This window comes from Serratia sp. EWG9, assembly GCF_019913725.1.
Taxonomy (GTDB): Bacteria; Pseudomonadota; Gammaproteobacteria; order Enterobacterales; family Enterobacteriaceae; genus Serratia; species Serratia ureilytica.
In genome coordinates this window covers 1-25,748 of the sequence record NZ_JADNRO010000017.1, presented here as the reverse complement: position 1 = coordinate 25,748, position 25,748 = coordinate 1, and the positions used below count along the sequence as shown (strand labels likewise).

43 protein-coding genes and 2 pseudogenes are annotated in these 25,748 nt (G+C 53.2%); 6 read left to right on the top strand and 39 right to left on the bottom strand.

The features are described 5' to 3' along the window. Window positions 1–353 precede the first annotated feature (353 nt). Complete coding sequence (locus ITX55_RS23770) at window positions 354–896, top strand: gamma carbonic anhydrase family protein (protein ID WP_033645236.1); 543 nt, start codon at window positions 354–356, stop codon at window positions 894–896. A 42-nt stretch (window positions 897–938) separates the two neighbouring features. On the opposite strand, the gene aroE is transcribed toward ITX55_RS23770, so the two are convergent. The 5 genes and pseudogenes from aroE to dprA all read right to left on the bottom strand — a co-directional run bounded on the left by aroE (window position 939) and on the right by dprA (window position 4,482). Next, the gene (gene aroE, locus ITX55_RS23765; RefSeq protein WP_223085419.1) at window positions 939–1,757 is read right to left on the bottom strand and encodes a shikimate dehydrogenase; all 819 of its coding nucleotides are present in this window, start codon (window positions 1,755–1,757) and stop codon (window positions 939–941) included. 11 nt (window positions 1,758–1,768) lie between these two features. Next, window positions 1,769–2,338, bottom strand: a complete 570-nt coding sequence (gene tsaC, locus ITX55_RS23760; protein WP_147881185.1) for an L-threonylcarbamoyladenylate synthase type 1 TsaC — start codon at window positions 2,336–2,338, stop codon at window positions 1,769–1,771. A 7-nt stretch (window positions 2,339–2,345) separates the two neighbouring features. After that, window positions 2,346–2,873 (bottom strand): annotated as a pseudogene (locus ITX55_RS23755) (topoisomerase DNA-binding C4 zinc finger domain-containing protein); the annotation flags it as partial. 42 nt (window positions 2,874–2,915) lie between these two features. Then, entirely contained in the window at window positions 2,916–3,389 is a 474-nt protein-coding gene (smg, locus tag ITX55_RS23750) for a DUF494 family protein Smg (RefSeq protein ID WP_025160381.1), read from the bottom strand. Beyond that, the gene (dprA, locus tag ITX55_RS23745; RefSeq protein WP_172756142.1) at window positions 3,361–4,482 is read right to left on the bottom strand and encodes a DNA-protecting protein DprA; all 1,122 of its coding nucleotides are present in this window, start codon (window positions 4,480–4,482) and stop codon (window positions 3,361–3,363) included. Before dprA ends, smg begins: the two co-directional genes overlap by 29 nt. A 133-nt stretch (window positions 4,483–4,615) precedes the next feature. Between dprA and def the strand changes: the two genes are divergently transcribed. The 5 genes from def (at window position 4,616) to mscL (ending at window position 9,433) form a co-directional block, all read left to right on the top strand. Then, window positions 4,616–5,125, top strand: a complete 510-nt coding sequence (def, locus tag ITX55_RS23740) for a peptide deformylase (protein WP_015379260.1) — start codon at window positions 4,616–4,618, stop codon at window positions 5,123–5,125. Between the two features lie 17 nt (window positions 5,126–5,142). Next, window positions 5,143–6,087: a methionyl-tRNA formyltransferase gene (gene fmt, locus ITX55_RS23735; protein WP_223085418.1), complete on the top strand. Its 945-nt coding sequence runs from the start codon at window positions 5,143–5,145 to the stop codon at window positions 6,085–6,087. Between the two features lie 72 nt (window positions 6,088–6,159). Then, a complete protein-coding gene (gene rsmB / locus ITX55_RS23730; protein WP_072626845.1) occupies window positions 6,160–7,449 on the top strand; it encodes a 16S rRNA (cytosine(967)-C(5))-methyltransferase RsmB in 1,290 nt (429 codons plus the stop codon). A 53-nt stretch (window positions 7,450–7,502) separates the two neighbouring features. After that, window positions 7,503–8,879: a Trk system potassium transporter TrkA gene (gene trkA / locus ITX55_RS23725; protein ID WP_004929716.1), complete on the top strand. Its 1,377-nt coding sequence runs from the start codon at window positions 7,503–7,505 to the stop codon at window positions 8,877–8,879. Window positions 8,880–9,016: 137 nt separating this feature from the next. Beyond that, window positions 9,017–9,433, top strand: a complete 417-nt coding sequence (mscL, locus tag ITX55_RS23720) for a large-conductance mechanosensitive channel protein MscL (RefSeq protein ID WP_033645241.1) — start codon at window positions 9,017–9,019, stop codon at window positions 9,431–9,433. 58 nt (window positions 9,434–9,491) lie between these two features. Here mscL and ITX55_RS23715 read toward each other — a convergent pair whose 3' ends face one another. From ITX55_RS23715 to ITX55_RS23550, 34 genes and pseudogenes are all read right to left on the bottom strand, one after another. After that, entirely contained in the window at window positions 9,492–9,698 is a 207-nt protein-coding gene (locus tag ITX55_RS23715) for an alternative ribosome-rescue factor A (RefSeq protein ID WP_004929720.1), read from the bottom strand. 74 nt (window positions 9,699–9,772) lie between these two features. After that, window positions 9,773–10,204 (bottom strand): Zn(2+)-responsive transcriptional regulator, encoded by a 432-nt coding sequence (gene zntR / locus ITX55_RS23710; protein WP_016930321.1) that lies wholly within the window; start codon window positions 10,202–10,204, stop codon window positions 9,773–9,775. After that, window positions 10,204–10,578: a DUF1992 domain-containing protein gene (locus ITX55_RS23705; RefSeq protein ID WP_033645242.1), complete on the bottom strand. Its 375-nt coding sequence runs from the start codon at window positions 10,576–10,578 to the stop codon at window positions 10,204–10,206. The genes zntR and ITX55_RS23705 overlap by 1 nt, the downstream gene beginning before the upstream one ends. A gap of 148 nt (window positions 10,579–10,726) precedes the next feature. Beyond that, entirely contained in the window at window positions 10,727–11,116 is a 390-nt protein-coding gene (rplQ, locus tag ITX55_RS23700) for a 50S ribosomal protein L17 (protein WP_004929726.1), read from the bottom strand. Between the two features lie 40 nt (window positions 11,117–11,156). Beyond that, on the bottom strand, window positions 11,157–12,146 hold the full coding sequence (rpoA, locus tag ITX55_RS23695; RefSeq protein ID WP_002919219.1) for a DNA-directed RNA polymerase subunit alpha: 990 nt from the start codon (window positions 12,144–12,146) through the stop codon (window positions 11,157–11,159). 25 nt (window positions 12,147–12,171) lie between these two features. Further along, on the bottom strand, window positions 12,172–12,792 hold the full coding sequence (rpsD, locus tag ITX55_RS23690) for a 30S ribosomal protein S4 (RefSeq protein ID WP_004929729.1): 621 nt from the start codon (window positions 12,790–12,792) through the stop codon (window positions 12,172–12,174). Between the two features lie 30 nt (window positions 12,793–12,822). Further along, window positions 12,823–13,212 carry a 30S ribosomal protein S11 gene (rpsK, locus tag ITX55_RS23685; RefSeq protein WP_004929731.1) on the bottom strand — a complete coding sequence of 130 codons (390 nt, stop codon included), beginning with the start codon at window positions 13,210–13,212 and terminating at the stop codon, window positions 12,823–12,825. A 16-nt stretch (window positions 13,213–13,228) separates the two neighbouring features. Next, window positions 13,229–13,585 carry a 30S ribosomal protein S13 gene (gene rpsM / locus ITX55_RS23680; RefSeq protein ID WP_004929734.1) on the bottom strand — a complete coding sequence of 119 codons (357 nt, stop codon included), beginning with the start codon at window positions 13,583–13,585 and terminating at the stop codon, window positions 13,229–13,231. 148 nt (window positions 13,586–13,733) lie between these two features. Beyond that, window positions 13,734–13,850, bottom strand: coding sequence for a 50S ribosomal protein L36 (gene rpmJ / locus ITX55_RS23675; protein ID WP_002227352.1), 117 nt, complete (start codon window positions 13,848–13,850; stop codon window positions 13,734–13,736). Window positions 13,851–13,883: 33 nt separating this feature from the next. After that, window positions 13,884–15,215 carry a preprotein translocase subunit SecY gene (gene secY / locus ITX55_RS23670; RefSeq protein WP_004929740.1) on the bottom strand — a complete coding sequence of 444 codons (1,332 nt, stop codon included), beginning with the start codon at window positions 15,213–15,215 and terminating at the stop codon, window positions 13,884–13,886. Between the two features lie 7 nt (window positions 15,216–15,222). Next, window positions 15,223–15,657: a 50S ribosomal protein L15 gene (gene rplO, locus ITX55_RS23665; protein ID WP_004929742.1), complete on the bottom strand. Its 435-nt coding sequence runs from the start codon at window positions 15,655–15,657 to the stop codon at window positions 15,223–15,225. 3 nt (window positions 15,658–15,660) lie between these two features. After that, on the bottom strand, window positions 15,661–15,840 hold the full coding sequence (gene rpmD, locus ITX55_RS23660; protein WP_048232028.1) for a 50S ribosomal protein L30: 180 nt from the start codon (window positions 15,838–15,840) through the stop codon (window positions 15,661–15,663). 6 nt (window positions 15,841–15,846) lie between these two features. Continuing rightward, window positions 15,847–16,347: a 30S ribosomal protein S5 gene (gene rpsE / locus ITX55_RS23655; protein WP_004929747.1), complete on the bottom strand. Its 501-nt coding sequence runs from the start codon at window positions 16,345–16,347 to the stop codon at window positions 15,847–15,849. A 14-nt stretch (window positions 16,348–16,361) separates the two neighbouring features. Further along, entirely contained in the window at window positions 16,362–16,715 is a 354-nt protein-coding gene (gene rplR, locus ITX55_RS23650) for a 50S ribosomal protein L18 (RefSeq protein ID WP_004929748.1), read from the bottom strand. 9 nt (window positions 16,716–16,724) lie between these two features. Continuing rightward, window positions 16,725–17,258 carry a 50S ribosomal protein L6 gene (gene rplF, locus ITX55_RS23645; RefSeq protein ID WP_004929751.1) on the bottom strand — a complete coding sequence of 178 codons (534 nt, stop codon included), beginning with the start codon at window positions 17,256–17,258 and terminating at the stop codon, window positions 16,725–16,727. A gap of 14 nt (window positions 17,259–17,272) precedes the next feature. Further along, window positions 17,273–17,665 carry a 30S ribosomal protein S8 gene (gene rpsH / locus ITX55_RS23640; RefSeq protein ID WP_004929753.1) on the bottom strand — a complete coding sequence of 131 codons (393 nt, stop codon included), beginning with the start codon at window positions 17,663–17,665 and terminating at the stop codon, window positions 17,273–17,275. A gap of 30 nt (window positions 17,666–17,695) precedes the next feature. Further along, window positions 17,696–18,001 (bottom strand): 30S ribosomal protein S14, encoded by a 306-nt coding sequence (gene rpsN / locus ITX55_RS23635; protein ID WP_004929754.1) that lies wholly within the window; start codon window positions 17,999–18,001, stop codon window positions 17,696–17,698. Between the two features lie 13 nt (window positions 18,002–18,014). Next, the gene (rplE, locus tag ITX55_RS23630) at window positions 18,015–18,554 is read right to left on the bottom strand and encodes a 50S ribosomal protein L5 (protein ID WP_004929756.1); all 540 of its coding nucleotides are present in this window, start codon (window positions 18,552–18,554) and stop codon (window positions 18,015–18,017) included. A 14-nt stretch (window positions 18,555–18,568) separates the two neighbouring features. Then, window positions 18,569–18,883: a 50S ribosomal protein L24 gene (rplX, locus tag ITX55_RS23625; protein ID WP_004929758.1), complete on the bottom strand. Its 315-nt coding sequence runs from the start codon at window positions 18,881–18,883 to the stop codon at window positions 18,569–18,571. Between the two features lie 9 nt (window positions 18,884–18,892). Continuing rightward, complete coding sequence (rplN, locus tag ITX55_RS23620) at window positions 18,893–19,264, bottom strand: 50S ribosomal protein L14 (RefSeq protein ID WP_000613954.1); 372 nt, start codon at window positions 19,262–19,264, stop codon at window positions 18,893–18,895. 172 nt (window positions 19,265–19,436) lie between these two features. Beyond that, window positions 19,437–19,691, bottom strand: coding sequence for a 30S ribosomal protein S17 (gene rpsQ, locus ITX55_RS23615; RefSeq protein ID WP_004929760.1), 255 nt, complete (start codon window positions 19,689–19,691; stop codon window positions 19,437–19,439). After that, a complete protein-coding gene (rpmC, locus tag ITX55_RS23610) occupies window positions 19,692–19,883 on the bottom strand; it encodes a 50S ribosomal protein L29 (protein ID WP_004929762.1) in 192 nt (63 codons plus the stop codon). It lies immediately after the preceding gene. Continuing rightward, window positions 19,883–20,293, bottom strand: a complete 411-nt coding sequence (gene rplP / locus ITX55_RS23605) for a 50S ribosomal protein L16 (RefSeq protein WP_004929764.1) — start codon at window positions 20,291–20,293, stop codon at window positions 19,883–19,885. The genes rpmC and rplP overlap by 1 nt, the downstream gene beginning before the upstream one ends. Window positions 20,294–20,305: 12 nt before the next feature. Then, entirely contained in the window at window positions 20,306–21,004 is a 699-nt protein-coding gene (gene rpsC / locus ITX55_RS23600; protein ID WP_004929766.1) for a 30S ribosomal protein S3, read from the bottom strand. Between the two features lie 17 nt (window positions 21,005–21,021). Next, the gene (rplV, locus tag ITX55_RS23595; protein ID WP_002223844.1) at window positions 21,022–21,354 is read right to left on the bottom strand and encodes a 50S ribosomal protein L22; all 333 of its coding nucleotides are present in this window, start codon (window positions 21,352–21,354) and stop codon (window positions 21,022–21,024) included. Between the two features lie 14 nt (window positions 21,355–21,368). Next, on the bottom strand, window positions 21,369–21,647 hold the full coding sequence (gene rpsS, locus ITX55_RS23590; protein WP_004929772.1) for a 30S ribosomal protein S19: 279 nt from the start codon (window positions 21,645–21,647) through the stop codon (window positions 21,369–21,371). Window positions 21,648–21,661: 14 nt separating this feature from the next. Beyond that, the gene (gene rplB, locus ITX55_RS23585) at window positions 21,662–22,486 is read right to left on the bottom strand and encodes a 50S ribosomal protein L2 (protein ID WP_004929775.1); all 825 of its coding nucleotides are present in this window, start codon (window positions 22,484–22,486) and stop codon (window positions 21,662–21,664) included. An 18-nt stretch (window positions 22,487–22,504) separates the two neighbouring features. After that, a complete protein-coding gene (gene rplW, locus ITX55_RS23580; protein ID WP_004951179.1) occupies window positions 22,505–22,807 on the bottom strand; it encodes a 50S ribosomal protein L23 in 303 nt (100 codons plus the stop codon). Then, window positions 22,804–23,409, bottom strand: coding sequence for a 50S ribosomal protein L4 (gene rplD / locus ITX55_RS23575; protein ID WP_004929779.1), 606 nt, complete (start codon window positions 23,407–23,409; stop codon window positions 22,804–22,806). Before rplD ends, rplW begins: the two co-directional genes overlap by 4 nt. A 10-nt stretch (window positions 23,410–23,419) precedes the next feature. Then, window positions 23,420–24,049, bottom strand: a complete 630-nt coding sequence (gene rplC / locus ITX55_RS23570) for a 50S ribosomal protein L3 (RefSeq protein ID WP_015379265.1) — start codon at window positions 24,047–24,049, stop codon at window positions 23,420–23,422. Between the two features lie 32 nt (window positions 24,050–24,081). After that, entirely contained in the window at window positions 24,082–24,393 is a 312-nt protein-coding gene (gene rpsJ, locus ITX55_RS23565; protein WP_001181005.1) for a 30S ribosomal protein S10, read from the bottom strand. A gap of 381 nt (window positions 24,394–24,774) precedes the next feature. After that, window positions 24,775–25,254, bottom strand: a complete 480-nt coding sequence (bfr, locus tag ITX55_RS23560) for a bacterioferritin (RefSeq protein ID WP_004929784.1) — start codon at window positions 25,252–25,254, stop codon at window positions 24,775–24,777. A 73-nt stretch (window positions 25,255–25,327) separates the two neighbouring features. Next, window positions 25,328–25,522: a bacterioferritin-associated ferredoxin gene (bfd, locus tag ITX55_RS23555; protein WP_015379266.1), complete on the bottom strand. Its 195-nt coding sequence runs from the start codon at window positions 25,520–25,522 to the stop codon at window positions 25,328–25,330. Window positions 25,523–25,653: 131 nt separating this feature from the next. After that, window positions 25,654–25,748, bottom strand: a pseudogene (locus ITX55_RS23550) (elongation factor Tu); the annotation flags it as partial.

Sequence of the window (25,748 nt, the reverse complement as noted above, 5' to 3'; positions counted from 1 at the left end):
TGTTAAAGAGCAGTGAGTTAGGCGCTTTCGCTTGCTAACTCGAGGTGGCGTATATTACGCTTTCCTCTTTCAGAGTCAACCCTAATTTTCAGGATTTTTTCTCTTTCTTCCCGGCCGCTGTGTGAAGTGAATCACTTGCGCCGTGTCGATGGAGGCGCATTATAGGGATCCGAGTTTTTTGCACAACCCCTTTTTTGATCTTTTCTTTCTGTTTGCACACTTTTCAGCCCTTCCGAGTGGATCTTGTGCGATCAGGGCCATTTTCCGCAGGATCCGGCGCTGCGATTGGTTGTAATTCCATCGTCAGAGTCTAGTATTGCCGGTAAATATGATCCCGACGTGAGGCAAGCACCATGTCCGATGCAGTACGTTCTTATCTTCAATACACCCCCAAACTCGGTCAGCGCGTCTTGATCGATCCTTCCAGCGTCGTCATCGGCGACGTCGATCTGGCGGATGACGTCAGCATCTGGCCGCTGGTCGCCATTCGGGGCGACGTCAATGCGGTAAAGATCGGCGCACGCAGCAATATACAGGACGGCAGCGTACTGCATGTGACTCACCGCTCCGAACATAACCCCGACGGTTATCCCCTGTTGATTGGAGAAGACGTGACCGTAGGCCATAAAGCGATGCTGCACGGCTGCGCCATCGGCAACCGGGTGCTGGTCGGTATGGGATCGATCCTGCTGGACGGTGTAGTAGTAGAAGACGACGTGATGATTGGTGCTGGCAGTTTAGTGCCGCCGGGCAAACGCCTGGTCAGCGGCTATCTCTATATGGGCAGCCCGGCACGCCAGGTTAGGCCGTTGACCGCCGCCGAGTTGGAAGGATTGCTTTATTCTTCGAACAACTATGTACGCTGGAAAGATGAATACCTGTCGGAAGACATCTGACGGGAACCCCGTTCTCTATAAATAAAGAGAACGGGGCAGGATTTATGCCGCCAGTTCGCTGCGCAACTGGCGCAATACCGGCTCAATCTCTGGCATCACTCCATGCCAAAGCAGGAAAGCATGCGCCGCCTGCCCCACCAGCATGCCCAACCCATCGGCATATTCCGTTGCCCCCTGCTGCTGCGCCCAGGCCAGGAATGGCGTAGCGCCCTGCTGATAGAACATGTCATAGCAACGAGTGTGCGCATTAACTACGCCCGCCGGCAACGCCGGGATCTCTCCGCTGATGCCGGACGCCGTCGCATTGATCACCAGTTCGAACGCTTGCTGATCCAATTGATCCATCGGCGCCGCCGAGATCTCCCCCAGATGCCGAAAAGCGTCTGCCAACGCCAGGGCTCGGCTGAAGGTGCGGTTGGTGATCGTTAGCCGACAGCCGAAAGACAGCAGCGGCAGGATCACGCCGCGCGCTGCGCCGCCGGCGCCCATCAGCAGGATGCGATCCTGCGGCCGGATCAATTGCTGACGCTGTAGATCGGTCAGCAACCCGATGCCGTCGGTGTTATCCCCCAACAGCTCGCTATTCGGTAATACCTTCAGGGTGTTGACCGCACCGGCCATCGCTGCGCGCTCGCTCAGCTCAGAAGCGGCCGAATAAGCACGCTCCTTGAAGGGCACCGTGACGTTCGCCCCCAGCCCTCCGGCGCGGATAAACGCCTGCAGGCTGGTTTCAAAACCGTCTAACGGCGCCAACACCGTCCCATAAGGATGCTCAATGCCGGTCTGGGCAGCAAACAGCGCATGAATTCGCGGCGACTTGCTGTGGCCGATAGGGTTGCCAAATACCGCAAACTTCTCCATGCCCATTACCTCTAGCCCTGACGGATCTGTTCGCCGGTCAGAACGTCTCTGATTTCGGAAGGATTAAGACGGCCACCCACCTTGCCGCGCAATACCGGGAAAGCTTCGCCGAACTGCCGCGTAACCTCATCCGCACTGCGGCATGGCTCCAGCCCACTGAGATTGGCGCTGGTCGACACCAGCGGCTTGCCATACTGCCGGCACAGCTGCTGCACCAACGGATGATCGCTGACGCGCACCGCCAGCGAGCTGAAGCGTCCGGTCAGCAAACGCGGCGTCCCCGGCCTAGCGGGCAAAACCCAGGTTACCGGCCCTGGCCAGCTGGCAAACATCGTCGTGCGCTGCTGTTCGCTGAGCGCACTGTCGTCGATATAAGGTTTAAGCTGTGCATAGTCGGCGGCGATCAAAATCAGCCCCTTTTCCCACGGCCGCTGTTTCAGCGCCAGCAATGCATTGACCGCCTGCTCGCTGTCGGGATCGCAACCCAGGCCGAATACGGCTTCGGTGGGATACGCAATCACCTGCTGTTGATGCAAAGCATCGATGATAGATAAAAGGTTCGGGCTTAATTCTGAGTTCATGATGTGATTATTCTGTAGTCGCGACGGGTTTTCCGCACAGCTTGCTGGCACAGCACAGGACGGGGCCTTTTGCCGTGCGCTTTTCCATCAGCAGCGGATAATGGCAATAGGCGCACTCACCGGCGACAGGTTTAACATTGAGGGCAAACTGGCATTCCGGGTAACGATCGCAGGAATGAAAAACTTTGCCGTAACGCGACTTGCGCTGCAGCAGTTTGCCTTGGCCGCACTGCGGACAGGTAATGGCGGTTTCGTCAGGCTTATCGATCACTTCAGTGTGATCGCACTGCGGATAATCGCTGCAGCCGATAAACATGCCATAGCGCCCCTGGCGCAGCACCAACGTCGCCTGACATTTCGGGCACTGTTGCCCATCCAAGACCTTAACGATATGTCCATCGGCCTGCGCTTTCAGCGGCCGAATATATTGGCATTCAGGGTACTGGGAACAGCCGAGGAAGGGGCCGTGGCGACCGCTACGGATCACCAGTTCGGCCCCGCATTCCGGACAGGGTTCATTTTGCCTGGCGGCAAAATCGCGTTTTTTGTCATAACGTCTTCTATGCGCGTTATCGGCTCAATGCAGATAACCTTCGTTCACTTCAAACAACAGTTCTTCCATTTGCTGATAGGCGCTTTCATATCCGGGGATATTAAACAGCACCATCAACACGACCCATTTCAGATCTTCGAGATCGAATTCCGCATTATCCAAAGCCATAACGCGGTCGATAACCATTTCACGGGTTTCGAGGTTCAATACCTGAATCTGTTCCAGGAACAGGAGAAAACCACGGCAGCCGGCGTCCAGACGTGCGCCTTCTTCTTCGGTGTAGATCCGCATTGCCAGCGGATCGGCATCCATAAAGTAAGGGGCATTTTGACCCTCTTGCAGGTCAGCCAACTTCTCAAGCCAATTCAACGCGTTGTAGATATCATCCCGATGAAACCCCGCCTGAGCGAGATCATCGGTCAGTTGATCCTGATCGACGCGCATCTCTGGTTCATTGTGGATATAAGTTTCAAACAAGTACATGAGTACGTCGAACATGGCTTGCCCTCCTTATTCGGACATAGCCGCCGGGTACAGCTGCGATCCACCCTGCTAACTCCAGCTCGAGTAACTTGATTACCACCACTGGCACAGGTTGGCCGGCACGTTCAGCGACGACGTCAACAGGTGTCACCTCATCTCCTACGTTAGCCAACACATCGCCAAATGGCAATTCAACTTCAGCCTGCGACGCACAAATAGTTGTATTTTCGTTCAGTGACAGCCATTGAAGGCCGCTTCCCAGCAATTCGGCGATATCTTTCGGCCCGGTGACCAGATGCGCGCCCTGCTGGATTAACCAATGCGTCCCCTCACTCATCGGGTTTCCTAATGGCCCAGGCAAGGCGAACACCTCACGCCCCTGCTCCAACGCGTAGCGAGCCGTCACCAGGGTACCGCTGCGCAGCGAAGCTTCTATGACCAGAACCCCCAGGCTGAGCCCGCTGATAATGCGATTACGGCGTGGGAAATGGTCGGCCAGCGGCAAATCGGTGACTAAATGATCTGAAATCACGGCGCCGCCCTGCTCGACTATCTGCTCCGCGAGCCGGCGGTGCCGGCGCGGATAGATATTGCCCAGCCCGCTGCCCAACACCGCAATCGTGCAGCCATCGGCCGCCAGCGCCGCACGATGGCAAATGCCGTCGATGCCGATCGCCAAACCGCTGGTGATGGTGAAACCGCAACGCGCCAACTCCTCGGCGAAATGGTTCGCCCAACGCTCGCCGTAATGGCTGAACTGCCGGCTGCCGACCATAGCGAGCTGAGGTTGCAACAGCACCCGAGGATCGCCCTCGATCAGCAGAAACAGCGGCGCGTCGTCGATCTGAGCCAGGCTTTCAGGATAGCCGGGCGCCCCATAGTTCAGCATACGGTGCGCCGGCTCCTCCAGCCAACGCAGGGTGGCCGCCAGATAGACGGGATCCACCCGGTTGAACTGTGCCTGCTGCCGTTCGTTCAATCCCAGCTCATGCAACACGCGGCGAGGCTCGCCACTCATTTGCGATAACTGTCGCACTAGCCGACTGGCCACGACGGTCTGTAGCCCCGTGACTCCCCGCATCCGTAAAGCGATCTCTTCCGGCCGCATCGTCTGTTCCCTCAGCAAAAACGGTGGTATTGCCAATCTGAGCAATTGGTGCGCAATGCTGTCAATCAGGTCGGGAAATGTCTAGAATAGAGGTTAAACCTCGTTCATTACTCGGATACAGATCTAAAGATATATGTCAGTCTTGCAGGTATTACATTTCCCAGACGAGCGTCTGCGCAAAGTCGCAGCGCCGGTAAAAGAAGTCAATGCAGATATCCAGCGCATCGTGGATGATATGTTTGAAACCATGTACGCAGAGGAAGGCATTGGCCTGGCTGCGACTCAGGTGGATATCCATCAGCGCATTATCGTGATCGACGTCTCCGAGAATCGCGATCAGCGCCTGGTGCTGATCAACCCGGAGCTGCTGGAAAAAAGCGGCGAAACCGGCATCGAGGAAGGCTGTCTTTCCATTCCCGAGCAGCGTGCGCTGGTGCCGCGCGCCGCGCAGGTGAAGATCCGCGCGCTGGATCGCGAAGGCAAACCTTTCGAGCTGGAAGCGGACGATCTGCTGGCGATCTGCATCCAGCACGAGATGGATCACCTGATGGGTAAACTGTTCGTCGATTACCTGTCGCCGCTCAAGCGTCAGCGCATTCGTCAGAAACTGGAAAAAATGGCCAAGCTTCAAGCCCGCGCCTAACCGATCAGGAAATCAACGTGTCTGACTCTTTACGGATTATTTTCGCCGGAACACCAGACTTCGCAGCGCGTCATCTTGACGCGCTGTTGTCATCTGAGCACCAGATTGTCGGCGTATTCACTCAACCCGACCGTCCAGCAGGCCGCGGCAACAAGCTAACGCCCAGCCCGGTCAAAATGCTGGCCGAACAACACCAATTGCCGGTATTTCAGCCTAAATCGCTGCGCCCCGAAGAGAACCAGCGCCTGGTGGCAGATCTCAACGCCGACGTGATGGTGGTGGTTGCCTACGGGTTGATTCTGCCGCAAGCGGTGCTGGATATGCCGCGTCTTGGCTGCATCAACGTACATGGTTCGCTGCTGCCCCGCTGGCGCGGCGCGGCACCGATCCAGCGTTCGCTCTGGGCCGGTGACAGGGAAACCGGCGTGACTATCATGCAGATGGATGTCGGTCTCGATACCGGTGACATGATGCACAAGATCGCCTGCCCGATTGAGAGCAGCGATACCAGCGCCAGCCTCTACGACAAGCTGGCGCAGCTCGGCCCGCAGGGCATGCTGACGACGCTGCGCCAAATGGCCGACGGCAGCGCCACCCGCGAAGTGCAGGACGAGTCGCAGGTCACCTACGCCGAGAAGCTGAGCAAAGAAGAAGCTCGCCTGGATTGGACACTGTCCGCCGCACAGCTGGAGCGTTGCATCCGCGCCTTCAACCCTTGGCCGATAAGCTACTTCACCATCGATGAGCAACCGGTGAAAGTGTGGCAGGCCAGCGTAATGGCGGAAAGCGCCAACGCGGAGCCGGGCACCGTTGTCCATGCCGACAAGCACGGCATTCAGGTGGCGACCGCCGACGGTATCCTCAATCTGATCCAATTGCAGCCCGCCGGCAAGAAACCGATGTCGGCGCAAGACCTGTTAAATTCACGTCGTGAATGGTTTACCCCGGGTAACCGGCTGTAAGTCACCCCACTGCCCGGCCGTTCATCGCCGGGCCGTTATTTTCTTAATGCCGATCGTTATCAGCTTCAGCCTATGAAAAATAATTACAATCTTCGCAGCATCGCTGCCAAAGCCATCGGCCAGGTGCTGGATCAAGGGCAGTCACTGAGTACTGTCCTGCCGGCGCTGCAAACCTCCATCAGCGATAAAGACCGCGGGTTGCTGCAGGAACTGTGCTTCGGCACGTTACGCGTACTGCCGCAGCTCGAATGGTGCATTCAGCAATTAATGGCCAAACCGCTGACCGGCAAGCAACGTACACTTCACTATTTGCTGATGGTCGGCTTGTATCAGCTGCTGTATACCCGTATCCCGGCGCACGCCGTACTCGCAGAAACCGTGGAAGGTGCGGTGGCGCTGAAACGCCCACAGTTGAAAGGTTTGATTAACGGCGTCTTGCGGCAATTCCAGCGCCAGCAGGAAGAACTTCTGCAGCGCGCCACCAACAATGACAGCCGCTACCTGCACCCGAGCTGGTTGCTGAAACGCATCCAACAGGCTTATCCCGCCAACTGGCAACAGATCGTCGACGCCAATAACCAGAAGCCGCCGATGTGGCTGCGCGTCAACCGCCTGCATCACACCCGTGAGGCTTACCTGCAGCTGCTGACCGACGCCGGCATCGCCGCAGAGCCTCATGCAGACTATGCCGACGCCGTACGGTTGCTGGCACCTTGCGCCGTGACCGATCTGCCAGGGTTCGCCGACGGCTGGGTCACCGTGCAAGATGCCTCAGCCCAAGGCTGTGTTGATCTGTTGGATCCACAAGACGGTGAACAGATCCTCGATTTGTGCGCCGCGCCCGGCGGCAAAACCACGCATATTCTGGAAGCGGCGCCGAAAGCACAGGTTATGGCCGTCGATATCGACGAACAGCGTCTGGCGCGGGTGAAAGAAAACCTGCAGCGTCTGCGTTTGCACGCAGAGGTTAAACTGGGCGATGGCCGCACACCGCAGCAATGGTGCGGTGACAAGCAGTTCGACCGTATCCTGCTGGACGCGCCTTGTTCGGCCACCGGCGTGATACGCCGTCATCCCGACATCAAATGGCTGCGCCGCGATCGCGACATCGCCGAACTCGCCGCCCTGCAGGCCGATATCCTGGAGGCCGTCTGGCCGCATCTGAAATCAGGCGGCGTGATGGTTTACGCAACCTGCTCTATTCTGCCGGATGAAAACAGTAGTCAGATCGCCGCGTTCTTGCAGCGCCATGCCGATGCCAAGCTGGTTGAAACCGGCGATGCGCAGCGGCCGGGACGGCAGAATATCCCGCATCCCGAGGACGGCGATGGCTTCTTTTACGCTAAGCTGATTAAAATGTAATTCTTCAGGGTGCCCACGCGCCCTAAGTCTTTCAGTGTGAAGCAGAGAACACGATGAAAATAATTATTCTTGGTGCCGGGCAGGTTGGCGGGACGCTGGCGGAAAACCTGGTAGGTGAAAACAACGATATCACCGTCGTCGATACCGACTCCGGCCGGTTGCGTCAGCTGCAGGATAAATTCGATCTACGAGTGGTTCAGGGACATGGTTCTCACCCCCGGGTGCTGCGCGAAGCCGGCGCAGAAGATGCCGACATGCTGGTCGCCGTCACCAACTCCGACGAAACCAACATGATCGCCTGCCAGATCGCCTATTCTCTGTTTAATACCCCCAACCGTATCGCCCGTATCCGCGCGCCGGAATATATCCGCGAGTCGGAGAAACTGTTCCTGCCGGAAGCGGTGCCGATCGACCATCTGATTTCGCCGGAGCAGCTGGTCATCGACTATATCTACAAGCTGATTGAATACCCCGGCGCGCTGCAGGTGGTCAACTTCGCCGAAGGCAAGGTCAGCATCGCCGCGGTTAAAGCCTATTACGGCGGCCCGCTGGTCGGCAATGCGCTCTCTTCGATGCGCGAACACATGCCGCATATCGACACTCGCGTCGCCGCCATTTTCCGCCAGGATCGGCCGATTCGTCCGCAAGGCTCGACCATTATCGAAGCCGGTGATGAAGTGTTCTTCGTTGCCGCCTCACAGCACATTCGCGCGGTGATGAGCGAACTGCAACGGCTGGAAAAACCTTATAAGCGCATCATGATCGTCGGCGGCGGCAACGTCGGCGCCGGCCTGGCCGCCAAGCTGGAGAAAGACTATAACGTCAAACTCATTGAGCGCAATCAGCAACGTGCCGCCGAACTGGCCGAGCAGTTGCACGATACCATCGTGTTCTACGGCGATGCCTCCGACCAGGAACTGCTGGCCGAAGAGCACGTCGAGCAGGTGGATGTCTTCATCGCCATCACCAACGACGATGAGGCCAACATCATGTCGGCTATGCTGGCCAAGCGCATGGGCGCCAAGAAAGTGATGGTCCTGATCCAGCGGCGCGCCTATGTCGATCTGGTGCAAGGCAGTGTGATCGATATTGCCATTTCACCGCAGCAGGCAACCATCTCCGCGCTGCTTGGGCATGTGCGCAAAGCGGATATCGTCAGCGTCTCGTCACTGCGCCGCGGCGTAGCGGAGGCGATCGAAGCGATTGCCCACGGCGATGAAAGCACGTCCAAAGTGGTTGGCCGCATCGTTGAAGATATCAAGCTGCCACCGGGTACCACCATCGGCGCTATCGTTCGTGGCGACGACGTCATCATCGCTAACGGCAACAGCAAAATCGAACAGGGCGATCATGTCATCATGTTTATTACCGACAAGAAATTCGTGCCGGACGTTGAACGCCTGTTCCAACCGAGCCCGTTCTTCTTGTAGAACGAATTTATTTGGCGATGGTCTATAATCGCGTAGTTGTTCTCTGCCTTGAGAGGAGATAAAACTTCTCTCCTTTTGTGGCAAAGGGAAATTGCTTTGTTAAACTTGAGTTATTAATTCTGCAAGGGGTGCGTTCTATGAGTATGTTGAAAGAGTTTCGCGAATTTGCCATGCGCGGCAACGTGGTCGATCTCGCCGTCGGTGTGATTATCGGCGCCGCGTTCGGCAAGATTGTTTCATCCTTCGTCGCTGATATCATCATGCCTCCGCTGGGCTTACTGATCGGCGGTGTCGACTTTAAACAGTTCCATCTGGTATTACGTGAAGCTCAGGGCGCCGTACCGGCGGTGGTAATGAACTACGGTTCATTCATCCAAACCGTATTTGACTTCGTGATTGTCGCCTTCGCCATCTTCCTGGCGATTAAATTGATGAACAAAATGCGCCGCAAACAAGAAGAAGCTCCGGCAGCGCCGCCAGAACCTACTGCAGAAGAGAAACTGCTGACGGAAATCCGTGATTTGCTGAGCCATCAACAGCAGCCAAAACTGTAAGACAGCATTTGGTTATGCCAATAAAAAGCCACCGGATGAAGGTGGCTTTTTTAATGCCTTAAAACCAGAAGGCCAGTGGTAAATTATCGTTTGATAGTTTGCCACTGGCCTCCCAGTTACCGCCTTTGTTGTGTTTTTCTTTACGTCGATAGCTGCCTTTGCCTTTCACATTCTTTTCTACCCGCTGACGGAATAGCGGGTCATGCAGCAGCGCCTCAATGGCGTTATCTTGAATCTGGCCTTTGGTGTGACGATATTTCGTCATGATAATGCTCCTGTAAAATATGAGGGATAAAACGGGGCGATAATACTGCCGGCGATATAAAAATTAAAGTGCCGTCAGCAACCTTTTTTGCCTTTGTCATCGCTGGCGCCCTGTTCCAAAGCTTCCAGGATCGAACAGTAGTTGCTGGTATGGGCGGTACCGCAGCAGGCGTCGCTCAGCCGTTTCAACGATTCACGCATCCGGGTCAGCTCCGCCAACTTGCTTTCCACTTCGCTCAGGCGCGCATCAACGATAGACTTCGATTCCTGGCAGGTGTGATGTTCCGGATCGACCCGGATCGACAGCAGCTCGGCGATCGTTTCCAGAGTAAAGCCTAACTGCTTGGCATAGCGGATAAAACGCAGCCGCTGCAGATCCTGCTCGGTGTACAGCCGATAACCGCCTTCAGTACGGACATTGTGATCCATCATGCCCTGCTTTTCATAGTAACGCACGGTATCCGGCGTCACTTCGGCAAGCTTGGCCAACTGACCTATCTTGAACATTACTTCTCCTCTCGGGTGAGTTTACCGTCCAGCGCACGCTGATATTCGCCATGCAAGAAGTCCGTGCTCATTCCAGCGTGACGTAACCGATGTTCCAGCAGCGCCATGCGCTTGCTGAGATCGACATAGTCCGGATGCTCACTGTTGATCCCTTGCAGTAAGTGAGCAACGGTTAATGCCTCTTTGCGATCTTCCAGCGCCGGCGGCAGATAACCGGCATTTTTCAGCAGGCGGTAACCGGCGCGTAGCTCAGCAGGCACCGCGCTGTCATCGTCCAGCACGAGCGGTTGTCCCTGGCCGGGCAGATTGTCGAACTCGCCTTTATCCTGGGCATCAAGGATATGACGTTCCGCCCATTGGTCGAGCAACCCCATAACAGACAGCCTCAGTGAGCTTATTGAATGAGTCTAAGCATAACGGATAGGAGCGGGGATCTTAAGCACGACGGGGGAATTGAGCACATTTGGCTGGATTTGGACGTAAAAAAACCGGGCAAGCCCGGTTTTTTTACGCGTCTACAGATTACTCTGCAGTTGCTACTTCTGCTTGAGACTCAGCACGATCAACCAGCTCGATGTATGCCATCGGCGCGTTGTCGCCTGCGCGGAAGCCACACTTCAGAATGCGAGTGTAACCACCGGCACGGCTCGCGAAACGCGGGCCCAGCTCGTTAAACAGTTTTGCCACGATCTCGTTATCACGAGTACGGGCGAATGCCAGACGACGATTAGCTACGCTGTCGGTCTTGGCAAGAGTAATCAGCGGCTCAACAACGCGACGCAGCTCTTTTGCTTTTGGCAGGGTCGTCTTGATGATCTCATGACGAACCAAAGAGCCGGCCATGTTACGGAACATAGCCTGGCGATGGCTGCTGTTACGGTTCAGTTGACGACCACTCTTACGATGGCGCATGACCTTATCCTTCTCAGTAAAACCTTAACCTGTGATCCGGTTACTCGTCAGCAATGCTTGCCGGCGGCCAGTTTTCCAGGCGCATGCCCAGAGACAGACCACGTGAGGCCAGCACGTCTTTAATCTCGGTAAGAGATTTTTTACCCAGGTTTGGCGTTTTCAGCAACTCAACCTCGGTACGCTGTACCAGATCACCGATGTAGTGGATAGCTTCTGCCTTGAGGCAGTTAGCAGAGCGGACAGTCAATTCCAGATCGTCAACAGGGCGCAGCAAGATCGGATCGAATTCCGGTTTCTCTTCTTTAACTTCCGGCTGACGTACATCACGCAGGTCAACGAAAGCTTCAAGTTGTTCAGCCAGAATGGTGGCCGCACGGCGGATCGCCTCTTCAGGATCGATCGTGCCATTGGTCTCCATCTCGATGACCAGCTTATCCAAGTCAGTACGCTGTTCTACACGCGCAGCTTCAACATTGTAGGCGATACGCTCTACAGGGCTGTAGCAGGCGTCAACCAACAGACGACCGATTGGGCGCTCATCTTCTTCCGAATGAATTCGGGCAGAAGCCGGCACATAACCGCGACCGCGCTGAACTTTGATACGCATGCTGATAGCCGCGTTCTCATCAGTCAGGTGGCAGATCACGTGCTGAGGCTTGACGATTTCGACATCACCATCATGGGTGATGTCGGCAGCGGTCACAGGGCCAATGCCAGATTTATTCAGGGTAAGAATAACTTCGTCTTTGCCTTGAACTCTCACCGCCAGCCCTTTCAGGTTGAGCAGGATCTCCAGGATATCTTCCTGTACGCCTTCTTTGGTGCTGTACTCATGCAGTACACCATCAATCTCAACCTCGGTCACCGCGCAACCCGGCATAGATGAAAGCAGAATACGGCGCAGTGCGTTGCCAAGAGTATGGCCAAAGCCACGCTCTAAAGGCTCAAGGGTCACCTTGGCGTGCGTCGAACTGACTTGCTCGATATCTACCAGGCGCGGTTTTAGAAACTCTGTCACAGAACCCTGCATTGTGTCCTCTCTTTGGTACTAAGCTTTACTTGGAGTAAAGCTCGACGATCAGGTGTTCGTTAATGTCCGCAGACAGATCGGTACGTTCAGGCATACGCTTGAACACGCCTTCCATCTTAGCAGCATCAACTTCCAGCCAAGTCGGCTTTTCACGCTGCTCAGCCAGCTCCAGAGAAGCTTTAACACGAGACTGCTTTTTAGCTTTCTCGCGGATGCTGACTACGTCATTCGGAGATACCTGATAAGAAGCGATGTTAACAACGCGACCGTTTACCATAACTGCTTTGTGGCTAACCAGCTGACGTGACTCTGCACGAGTAGCGCCGAAGCCCATACGGTAAACAACGTTGTCCAGACGACCTTCCAGCAGCTGCAACAGGTTTTCACCGGTGTTGCCCTTCAGGCGGGTTGCTTCTTTGTAATAGTTACGGAATTGACGCTCCAGAATGCCGTACATACGGCGAACTTTCTGCTTCTCACGCAACTGAACACCGTAATCAGACAGACGCGGTTTACGCGCACCGTGCTGACCAGGTGCTTGTTCAATTTTACACTTGGAATCGATCGCGCGAACGCCAGACTTAAGGAACAGGTCTGTGCCCTCACGACGGCTCAGCTTGAGCTTAGGACCCAAATATCTTGCCATTTTCTTTCTCCAACAATCCTAAAAGCTGCGTTACACGCGGCGCTTTTTCGGCGGACGACAACCGTTATGAGGGATCGGAGTCACATCAGTAATATTAGTGATGCGGAAACCAGCCGCGTTCAGAGCGCGGATAGTAGACTCACGACCAGGACCAGGTCCTTTAACCATAACTTCCAGGTTCTTGATACCGTATTCTTTTACTGCGTCAGCACAACGTTCTGCTGCAACCTGTGCTGCGAACGGAGTGGACTTACGAGAACCACGGAAACCGGAACCACCGGCTGTTGCCCAACCCAAAGCATTACCCTGACGATCAGTGATGGTAACGATGGTGTTGTTGAAAGAAGCATGGATATGAGCCACGCCGTCAGAGACTTGCTTTCTTACACGCTTACGTGTACGAACAGGTGCCTTTGCCATTATTCAATAACCCCGATTATTTCTTGATCGGCTTGCGCGGACCCTTACGGGTACGAGCGTTGGTCTTGGTGCGCTGACCGCGTACCGGCAGACCACGACGATGACGCAAACCACGATAGCAACCAAGGTCCATAAGACGCTTGATGCTCAGGGTAATTTCACGACGCAAATCACCCTCAACGGTGTATTTGGCAACTGCATCACGAAGCTTTTCGATTTGCTCTTCAGACAGCTCACTGATCTTAACATTTTCAGCAATACCCGTGGATGCACAGATAGCCTGTGAACGGGTTTTACCGATACCGAAGATCGACGTTAAGGCGATAACGGTATGTTTATGATCAGGAATGTTAATGCCTGCTATACGGGCCACTATGCACTCCTACTATTTTATACAGCAACACCATTCTGAAAAGCCCGTTTTCAGGATACTCAAATAATGTTGCAGTGCGACATACAAAAGATTGGCTGGCTAATCTAGCCAGCTCAACCCAACTTTGCAAGAAAAATATGCGAGATAATCAGCCTTGACGCTGTTTATGCTTCGGCTCGGCGCTGCAAATCACACGAACGACACCGTTACGCTTAACGATTTTGCAGTTACGACATAATTTCTTGACGGAAGCACGAACTTTCATTTTTACTCTCCGTAACTTCTCAAACGAATCTGACTAGCGGTTATAGCCTTTCAGATTTGCTTTCTTCAATGCAGACTCGTACTGACTTGACATCATCAGAGTTTGCACTTGAGCCATAAAGTCCATGATGACGACAACCACGATCAGTAGCGAGGTACCACCAAAGTAGAATGGTACTTTCATTGCATCACGCATGAACTCCGGGATCAGGCAGATGAAAGTAATGTACATCGCGCCCACCAGGGTTAAACGCGTCATTACTTTATCGATATACTTCGCCGTTTGCTCTCCCGGACGAATTCCTGGTACGAAGGCACCGGACTTCTTCAGGTTATCTGCTGTCTCACGCGGGTTGAATACCAACGCCGTGTAGAAGAAACAGAAGAAGATGATTGCAGACGCATAGAGTAACACATAAAGCGGTTGCCCTGGCTGCAAATACAGCGAAATCGTAGTCAGCCAGTTCCAACCGGTACCGCCCCCAAACCATGATGCAATCGTGGCCGGGAACAGAATAATGCTGGAAGCGAAAATCGCCGGGATAACACCCGCCATGTTCACTTTCAACGGTAAGTGTGTACTCTGTGCTGCATAAACACGACGACCTTGTTGACGCTTCGCATAGTTAACGACGATACGACGTTGACCACGCTCGATGAAAACAACGAAGAAGGTTACTGCAAACACCAATACTGCAACCAACAGCAGCAGGAGGAAGTGCAGGTCGCCTTGCCGCGCTTGCTCGATAGTATGGGCCACTGCCGGCGGGAGCCCCGCTACAATACCCGCGAAGATAATGATCGAGATACCGTTGCCGATACCGCGCTCAGTAATCTGCTCACCCAGCCACATCAGGAACATTGTCCCGGTGACCAAGCTCACAACCGCAGTAAAGTAGAATGCAAAGCCTGGGTTTAACACCAGGCCCTGCATACCAGGCATATTCGGCAGACCGGTAGCAATACCGATCGACTGGAATATGGCCAATACCAGCGTACCGTAACGGGTGTACTGACTAATCTTGCGACGGCCAGCCTCCCCTTCTTTCTTGATTTCCGCCAACGCCGGATGAACCACCGTCAGCAGCTGGATAATGATCGACGCCGAAATATACGGCATGATCCCCAGAGCAAAGATAGAAGCACGGCTGAGGGCACCACCAGAGAACATGTTAAACATTTCAATGATAGTGCCTCTCTGCTGCTCAAGCAATTTGGCAAGCACAGTGGCATCGATACCAGGAATCGGAATGAAAGAGCCGATGCGGAAGACAATCAGCGCGCCGATGACAAACAAAAGTCTGCGCTTCAGCTCGCCGAGCCCGCCTTTAGCACTTTGAAAATCTAATCCTGGTTGCTTAGCCATCTGCTACTTATTCCTCAATTTTACCGCCAGCAGCCTCGATAGCAGCACGAGCGCCTTTGGTGACACGCAGACCACGCAGGGTTACCGGACGAGCGACTTCGCCAGAAAGTACAACTTTCGCGAATTCGATCTGGACACCAACTACGTTAGCGGCTTTCAGCGCGTTCAGGTCGATAACATCGCCTTCAACCAGAGCCAGTTCAGACAGACGAACTTCTGCCGTGATCATCGCTTTGCGTGAAGTGAAGCCGAATTTCGGCAGACGACGGTACAGAGGCATCTGACCACCTTCGAAACCACGACGTACGCCACCGCCAGAACGAGACTTCTGACCTTTGTGACCACGGCCGCCGGTTTTACCCAGGCCAGAACCAATACCACGACCTACACGCTTAGGCGCATGCTTGGCACCTTCAGCCGGAGACAGAGTATTTAAACGCATCTGTTACTCCTCAACTTTAACCATGTAGGAAACCAGGTTGACCATACCGCGAACAGCAGGAGTATCCTCGCGCTCTACGGTGTGACCAATACGACGCAGACCCAGACCGAGCAGAGTAGCTTTATGCTTCGGCAGACGGCCAATTGAGCTGCGAGTTTGTGTAACTTTAATAGTCTTAGCCATGGTCAATTACCCCAGAATGTCGGCAACGGATTTACCACGCTTAGCAGCGACCATTTCAGGAGACTTCATATTCGCCAGAGCGTCGATAGTTGCACGAACCACGTTGATCGGGTTGGTGGAACCATAAGCTTTAGCCAATACGTTGTGCACCCCAGCAACTTCGAGAACGGCGCGCATTGCACCGCCCGCGATGATACCGGTACCTTCATGAGCAGGCTGCATGAACACGCGAGAACCCGTGTGAGCGCCCTTAACAGGGTGCTGCAGGGTGCCGCTGTTCAGCGCGACGTTCATCATGTTGCGACGGGCTTTTTCCATCGCTTTCTGGATCGCTGCTGGAACTTCGCGTGCTTTGCCGTAGCCAAAACCAACGCGACCGTTACCATCACCAACTACAGTCAGTGCGGTAAAGCTGAAAATACGGCCACCTTTTACGGTTTTAGATACGCGGTTTACCGCGATCAGCTTTTCCTGCAGTTCGCCAGCTTGTTTTTCGATGTGAGCCATCTTAAACCTCTTCCTTAGAACTGAAGGCCAGCTTCACGGGCAGCATCTGCCAGTGCCTGGACTCGACCATGATATTGGAAACCGGAACGGTCAAAGGATACTTTCGCAATCCCTTTTTCCAACGCGCGCTCAGCCAGAGCTTTACCTACGGCTGCTGCTGCGTCTTTGTTACCGGAATACTTCAGTTGCTCCGCGATAGCTTTTTCTAAAGTAGAAGCGGCTACCAGTACTTCAGAACCGTTTGGAGCAATCACCTGTGCGTAAATGTGACGCGGGGTACGATGTACCACCAGGCGGGTTGCACCCAGCTCTTGGAGCTTGCGGCGTGCGCGGGTCGCACGACGGATACGAGCAGATTTCTTATCCATAGTGTTACCTTACTTCTTCTTAGCCTCTTTGGTACGCACGACTTCGTCGGCGTAACGAACACCCTTGCCTTTGTAAGGCTCAGGACGACGGTAAGCGCGCAGATCTGCTGCTACCTGGCCAATTACCTGCTTATCAGCGCCTTTCAGCACGATTTCAGTTTGGCTTGGGCATTCAGCAGTGATACCTGCCGGCAGCTGGTGATCGATAGGGTGAGAGAAGCCCAGGGCCAAATTCACCACGTTGCCTTTAACGGCAGCACGATAACCAACACCTACCAGTTGAAGCTTCTTGGTGAAGCCTTCGGTAACACCAACAACCATTGCGTTCAGCAGAGCGCGCGTGGTACCCGCTTGGGCCCATGCGTTAGCAAAACCTTCGCGCGGAGCGAAAGTCAGTGCGTTAGCTTCTTGCTTCACTTCAACGGCGTCGTGGATAGTACGAGTCAACTCGCCGTTTTTACCCTTAATCGAAATAACCTGACCGTTGAGTTTTACCTCTACGCCGGCAGGAATGACGACGGGTGCTTTTGCAACACGAGACATTCTTTCCTCCCGAATTAAGCTACGTAGCAGATAATCTCGCCACCAAGACCAGCCTGGCGAGCTGCACGATCGGTCATAACACCTTTAGAGGTAGAAACAACAGCGATACCCAAACCGGCCATAACTTTTGGCAGCTCATCTTTTTTCTTGTAGATGCGCAGACCTGGACGGCTGATACGTTGAATGCTTTCTACCACAGCTTTGCCCTGGAAGTACTTCAGTACCAGTTCCAGAACAGGCTTGGCGTCGCCTTCGATTTTGAAATCTTCAATAAAACCTTCTTCCTTCAGCACGTTGGCAATTGCCACTTTCAGCTTGGAGGAAGGCATGGTGACCGCAACTTTGTTCGCGGCTTGACCGTTACGGATACGGGTCAGCATATCCGCGATCGGATCTTGCATGCTCATCTGTCTTTACTCCCGTGATTCAATTGGTAATTACCAGCTAGCCTTTTTCAAGCCTGGTACTTCACCGCGCATAGCGGCTTCACGAAGCTTAATACGGCTCAACCCGAATTTGCCCACATAACCATGTGGACGGCCAGTTTGGCGGCAGCGTTTACGCTGACGAGACGGGCTGGAATCACGCGGCAGAGTTTGCAGCTTGAGAACGGCATTCCAACGATCTTCATCGGATGCGTTCACATCAGAGATAATAGCTTTCAGTTCAGCGCGTTTTGCAAAGAACTTGTCAGCTAATTTCACGCGCTTGACTTCGCGTGCTTTCATTGATTGCTTAGCCATCAGTAACCCTGCCTTACTTGCGGAACGGGAAGTTAAAAGCAGCCAGCAGCGCGCGGCCTTCATCATCAGATTTCGCAGTAGTGGTAATGGTAATATCCAAACCACGAACGCGATCGACTTTGTCGTAGTCGATTTCTGGGAAGATGATTTGCTCACGCACGCCCATGCTGTAGTTGCCACGGCCATCGAATGACTTGGCGGACAGGCCACGGAAGTCACGGATACGTGGAACAGCAATGGAGATCAGACGCTCAAAGAACTCCCACATGCGTTCGCCACGCAGAGTTACTTTACAGCCGATCGGATAGCCCTGACGGATTTTGAAGCCTGCAACGGATTTGCGGGCTTTGGTGATCAACGGTTTTTGACCGGAGATAGCTGCCAGGTCCGCTGCTGCGTTATCCAGCAGTTTCTTGTCAGCAATCGCTTCACCAACACCCATGTTCAGGGTGATCTTCTCGACCCGAGGGACTTGCATGACAGAGTTGTAATCAAACTGAGACATCAGTTGTTTGACTACCTCGTCTTTGTAGTAATCATGCAGTTTCGCCATCGTATTACTCCAAATTACTTGATAGTTTCGCTGTTAGATTTGAAGAAACGGACTTTTTTGCCGTCTTCGAATCTAAAGCCTACACGGTCAGCCTTGCCGGTAGCCGCGTTGAAGATAGCAATGTTAGAAACCTGAATTGCAGCTTCTTTCTCAACAATGCCGCCTGGTTGGTTCAGAGCCGGAACCGGCTTCTGGTGTTTCTTAACCAGGTTGATGCCTTCAACAATGACCTTGCCAGCAGACAGGACATTTTTTACTTTACCGCGCTTACCTTTGTCTTTCCCGGTAATCACGATAACTTCGTCATCACGACGGATCTTCGCTGCCATGTTCGCTCCTTAGAGTACTTCTGGTGCCAGAGAGATAATTTTCATGAACTTCTCATTACGCAGTTCACGAGTTACCGGCCCAAAAATACGCGTACCGATTGGCTGCTCGCTGTTATTGTTCAAAATAACGCATGCATTGCCATCGAAGCGAATGACAGAACCGTCCGGGCGACGTACACCCTTCTTGGTGCGCACCACTACCGCCTTCAGAACATCGCCTTTCTTCACCTTACCGCGAGGAATTGCTTCCTTGATGGTAATTTTGATGATGTCGCCGACGCCTGCGTAGCGACGGTGCGAGCCACCTAGAACCTTGATACACATTACGCGACGTGCACCGGAGTTGTCGGCGACGTTCAGCATAGTCTGTTCTTGGATCATTTTAGTGCTCCGCTAATGTCAACTACTACTTTAAAGACCCAAGTAAAAATTAGGCCGTTGAAAAGCCCCATAACCGAGGGCGCAGCATTATAACACCGCTTACTTGGTATGGGTAGAAAAAATAAACGGCTCATTTTCTGAGCCGTTTATTAAGTGAGAGCCAGCTACTCTATTACAGAATCGCTTTCTCTACAACGCGAACCAACGTCCAGGACTTGGTCTTGGACAGTGGGCGGCATTCGCGGATTTCAACCACGTCGCCGGTACCACATTCGTTGTTCTCGTCATGTACGTGCAGCTTGGTCGTACGTTTGATGAATTTCCCGTAGATTGGGTGCTTCACAGTACGCTCGATAGCAACAACGATGGATTTCTCCATTTTATCGCTAACAACACGACCCTGCAGGGTACGGATAACTTCAGTCATTTACACACCCGCCTTTTGAGTCAGTAAAGTCTTAACGCGTGCGACGTCACGACGCACTTGTTTCAACAGGTGAGTTTGTTGCAGCTGGCCACTGGCCGCCTGCATGCGCAAGTTGAATTGCTCACGCAGCAGGTTGAGCAGCTCGGCATTCAGCTCTTCAACGCTTTTTTCACGCAGCTCTTGTGCTTTCATTACATCACCGTCTTAGTTACAAAGGTGGTTTTGATCGGCAGTTTCGCTGCTGCCAGTTTGAATGCCTCGCGGGCAACCTCTTCTGGCACGCCGTCCATTTCGTACAGGACCTTACCAGGCTGGATCAGGGCAACCCAATACTCCACGTTACCCTTACCTTTACCCATACGCACTTCCAGCGGCTTCTCGGTGATCGGTTTGTCCGGGAATACACGGATCCAGATCTTGCCTTGACGCTTAACTGCACGAGTCATTGCACGACGAGCTGCTTCGATTTGACGAGCAGTCAGACGGCCACGGCCAACAGCTTTCAGACCGAAAGTGCCGAAGCTAACATCCGTACCTTGCGCCAGACCACGGTTGCGGCCCTTGTGCACCTTACGGAATTTTGTACGCTTTGGTTGTAACATCAGCGACTCTCCTTACTTGCGGCCTTTACGCTGCTGCTTTTTAGGTTGAGCAGCCGGTTCCGGTTGTTCAACTGCAGCCATACCACCCAGGATCTCACCTTTGAAGATCCATACCTTAACGCCGATTACACCATAAGTGGTGTGCGCTTCAGATGTGTTGTAGTCGATGTCCGCACGCAGAGTGTGCAATGGAACACGACCTTCGCGGTACCATTCGGTACGTGCGATTTCAGCGCCGCCAAGACGGCCGCTTACTTCAACTTTGATACCTTTAGCGCCAAGACGCATTGCGTTCTGTACTGCACGCTTCATAGCACGACGGAACATAACGCGACGTTCCAGCTGAGAAGTGATGCTGTCAGCAACCAATTTAGCGTCGAGTTCCGGTTTACGGACTTCGGCGATGTTGATCTGTGCAGGAACGCCAGCGATGTCCGCTACGACCTTGCGCAGTTTTTCGACGTCTTCACCTTTCTTGCCGATAACGATGCCTGGGCGAGCAGTGTGAATGGTCACACGGATGCTCTTCGCAGGACGCTCGATAACGATGCGAGAAACGGAAGCTTTCGACAGTTCCTTAGTCAGGAATTGACGAACTTTAAAGTCGCTGTCCAGGTTGTCAGCGAATTCTTTGGTATTCGCATACCAAGTAGAGTTCCAAGGTTTGACAATACCCAGGCGAATACCATTAGGATGTACTTTCTGACCCATTGCTAGTCTCCAGAGTCTCAGCGATCGGACACAACCACAGTAATGTGGCTGGTGCGCTTCAGGATGCGATCTGCACGACCTTTTGCACGCGGCATAATGCGCTTCATGCTTGGGCCTTCGTCTACGAAGATTTTCGTAACTTTCAGATCATCGATGTCAGCGCCATCGTTGTGTTCTGCGTTAGCAATGGCAGACTCCAGCACTTTCTTAACCAGACCAGCAGCTTTCTTGTTGGTGTAGGTCAGAGTTTCCAGAGCTTGCGACACTTTCTTACCGCGAATCAGGTCAGCAACAAGGCGAACCTTCTGAGCAGAAGAACGAGCGTGGCGATGTTTAGCGATAGTTTCCATCTCTTCCTCCTACCTTAGCGCTTTTTAGCTTTTTTATCAGCCGCATGGCCGCGATAAGTACGAGTCGGCGCGAATTCACCCAGTTTGTGACCGACCATTTCATCGGAAACGAACACTGGTACGTGCTGACGACCATTATGGACAGCGATGGTCAAACCGATCATGTTAGGAAAGATCGTTGAACGACGGGACCAAGTGCGCAAAGGCTTCTTGTCACCGCTTTCCACCGCTTTCTCTACCTTCTTCAGCAAGTGCAGGTCAATAAAAGGACCTTTCTTGAGAGAACGTGGCATGGCTTATCCTCTAATTATTTTTTGCTACGGCGACGTACGATGAACTTATCAGTACGCTTGTTGCTACGGGTCTTCTTACCTTTGGTCTGAACGCCCCACGGAGTTACCGGGTGCTTACCAAAGTTACGACCTTCACCACCACCGTGCGGGTGATCTACCGGGTTCATCGCCGTACCGCGAACGGTAGGACGAACACCACGCCAACGTGCAGCACCTGCTTTACCCAGAACGCGAAGCATGTGTTCAGCGTTACCGACTTCACCCAGGGTGGCGCGGCAATCAGCTGGAACTTTACGCATTTCGCCGGAGCGCAGACGCAGAGTTACGTAGGAACCATCACGAGCAACGATCTGAACGTAGGCACCAGCGGAGCGAGCCATCTGGCCGCCTTTGCCTGGTTTCATTTCTACGTTGTGAACCGTTGAACCAACTGGAATGTTGCGCATCGGCAGGGTGTTACCCGCTTTGATTGCAGCATCAACGCCAGATTGAATCTGGTCACCAGCTTTCAGGCCTTTCGGCGCCAGGATGTAACGGCGTTCGCCGTCTTTGTACAGAACCAGCGCGATGTTCGCGGAACGGTTCGGATCGTACTCCAGACGCTCAACCACAGCAGGGATACCGTCTTTGTTGCGCTTGAAGTCAACCAGACGATAATGTTGCTTGTGGCCACCACCGATATGACGGGTGGTGATACGGCCATTGTTGTTACGACCACCGCTTTTGCTCAGTTTTTCCAGCAGCGGGGCATAAGGTTTACCCTTGTGCAGCTCAGGGTTAACCACTTTAACAACGTGGCGACGACCCGGAGATGTAGGTTTACATTTAACAATTGCCATTGTTCTTACTCCTCCGACTTACTCTGCGCCGCCGATGAAGTCCAGATTCTGGCCTTCTTTCAGGGTGACGTAAGCTTTTTTCCAGTCGCTACGACGACCAACACGCTGACCGTGACGTTTCACTTTCCCTTTAACAACCAGGGTGTTCACGTCTTCGACTTCGACTTCAAACAGTTTCTGCACTGCAGCTTTGATTTCTGCTTTGGTCGCGTCTTTGGCAACTTTGAGAACGATGGTGTTGCTTTTTTCCATCGCAGCGGATGCTTTTTCAGATACGTGCGGTGCACGCAGCACTTTCAGCAAACGTTCTTCACGGATCATGCCAGCATCTCCTCAACTTGCTTCACAGCATCAGCAGTCATAACCACTTTGTCGAAGGCGATCAGGCTAACCGGATCGATACCTGCTACATCGCGCACGTCAACCTTGTACAGGTTGCGAGCTGCCAGGAACAGATTCTCATCCAGTTCACCGGTCACGATCAGCACGTCTTCCAGAGCCATATCTTTCAGTTTCTGTGCCAGCAGCTTAGTTTTAGGTGCTTCTACAGAGAACTTCTCGACAACGATCAGACGATCTTGACGTACCAGTTCGGACAGGATGCTTTTCAGCGCGCCGCGGTACATCTTTTTGTTTACTTTCTGACTGTGGTCCTGTGGCTTAGCAGCAAAGGTCACGCCGCCTGAACGCCAGATCGGGCTCTTTACAGAACCTGAACGCGCACGGCCGGTGCCTTTCTGACGCCATGGCTTTTTGCCGGAACCAGTTACTTCAGCACGGGTCTTCTGAGCACGGGTACCTTGACGGGCACCTGCTGCATAAGCAACAACAACCTGGTGTACCAGCGCTTCGTTGAAATCACGACCGAAGGTAGTTTCGGAAACAGTCAGCGCGCTTTGCGCGTCTTTCAATACTAATTCCATTGCTATCCCCTTACGCCTTCACAGCTGGTTTAACGATCAGGTTGCCACCGGTTGCGCCCGGTACAGCACCCTTAACCAGCAGCAGGTTGCGCTCAGCGTCAACACGTACTACGTCCAGGCTCTGAACGGTTACGCGCTCATCACCCAGGTGGCCAGCCATTTTCTTGCCTTTGAACACTTTGCCCGGAGTCTGGTTCTGACCGATAGAACCCGGAACGCGGTGAGACAAGGAGTTACCGTGGGTAGCGTCTTGGGTACGGAAGTTCCAGCGCTTAACAGTGCCAGCAAAACCTTTACCTTTAGAAGTACCGGTAACATCGACTTTTTTAACGTCAGCGAAGATTTCTACGCTAATTTCCTGACCTGCAGCGAATTCTTGACCTTCTTCCAGGCGGAATTCCCACAGACCACGGCCAGCTTCAACGCCAGCTTTAGCGAAATGGCCCGCTTCCGGCTTGGTTACACGGTTAGCTTTTTTGCTACCAGTGGTAACCTGAACGGCACGGTAACCGTCGGTGTCCAGGCTTTTAACCTGAGTCACGCGGTTCGCTTCAATTTCAATTACGGTTACTGGGATAGAAACGCCATCTTCAGTGAAGATACGGGTCATACCCACTTTTTTACCGACTAAACCAATCATTGTTTCAACCTCTCAATCGCTCAATGACCTGATTAACCCAGGCTGATCTGCACGTCTACACCGGCAGCCAGATCCAGACGCATCAGAGCATCAACGGTTTTCTCGGTTGGCTCAACGATGTCAACCAGACGCTTGTGAGTGCGAATCTCGTACTGATCGCGCGCGTCTTTGTTGACGTGCGGAGAAATCAGAACGGTAAAGCGCTCTTTGCGAGTTGGCAGCGGGATCGGACCACGGACTTGCGCACCAGTGCGCTTTGCAGTCTCGACGATTTCCGCGGTTGATTGATCGATCAGACGATGATCAAACGCTTTCAGGCGGATACGGATTCTTTGGTTCTGCATGAGACCAGAGCTCCAATTATTTATAAACGTAAATAATTACTCCTCACACCCATTTCGATTGATGGGGGAGTGTAATCGTCAACATATAACCCCCATATCGGGAGTATTGTTCGAAAGGCAAAAAAGGCCTGCCAATCGACTGATTCGCTAAAATCAGGCTTACCAAGATTAGGTAAGCCCGCGCATTATACGCAAAATGGCCCAGGAAGCAAGCCGCAGTTGGAAATATGCTCAGGAAATCGTCATTTTTGCGCGTTCATTGGCAGTTGGCGTGTTAACACGGTGAACAGGGAATGAATTAGGCTTGGCGGGAACACTCTCCCCTGCCCCACCGATAAAACGGCCGCCGGCAGGAGAGACGATGACGAATGGACGGAAGGCTTACTCTTTGCGCTCTAAAATCTGGGCCTGGGCATAGTTCTGAATACCGAGACGGGCAATCAGATCCAGCTCCGTTTCCAGCCAGTCGATATGCTCTTCTTCATCGGCCAAGATATCAATCATCAAATCGCGGCTAACGTAATCGTGGATCGAATCGGCATAGGCGATGCCTTCGCGCAGGTTCTTGGCGCCCGCCAGCTCCAGCGCCAGATCGGAACGCAGCATCTCTTCAATGTCTTCGCCGATGTTCAGCTTGCCGAGATCTTGCAGATTCGGTATCCCTTCCAGGAACAGGATACGCTCGATGTAGCGATCGGCATGTTTCATTTCGTCGATCGACTCGTGATATTCCTTGTCGTTGAGGCGCATTAAGCCCCAATTCTTGAACATGCGGGCGTGCAGGAAATATTGATTGATGGCAACCAGCTCGTTGCCGAGCAGTTTATTGAGGTGAGCAATGATCTTTTTATCGCCTTTCATAGGTAACTCCTCCTGGCCAGTTCTAAAAGTGTAGAACCTGTAAGCCAAGAGTCAAAAATAACCTTACCCTTTGTTAGGCAACTTCATGCATTGGGATGATAGTTCCGCGTTCCTCCACCATAATCTGTCTTGCCTGACGAATGCACTTTCCACAATCGGTACCAATCGGCACAAGTTCACGCAGTTGCTTCATGGTATGGGGATTGTGCTGACGCACCGCATTACGGATCGCTTTGTCAGTCACCGCATTACACAGACATACATACATAGAGAGACTCACTTCTTAACCAATGCATTGAGTCTAAATAGGAATGGTTTTTATTTCAATTAAGATTTGTACAAATTGCATAAAAAAAGGGCACCGAAGTGCCCTTTTTTGTGTCGAAAAATTATTCGCGATTAAGCGATAACTTTAGCAACAACACCAGCGCCTACAGTACGGCCGCCTTCACGGATTGCGAAACGCAGACCGTCGTCCATCGCGATTGGGTGAA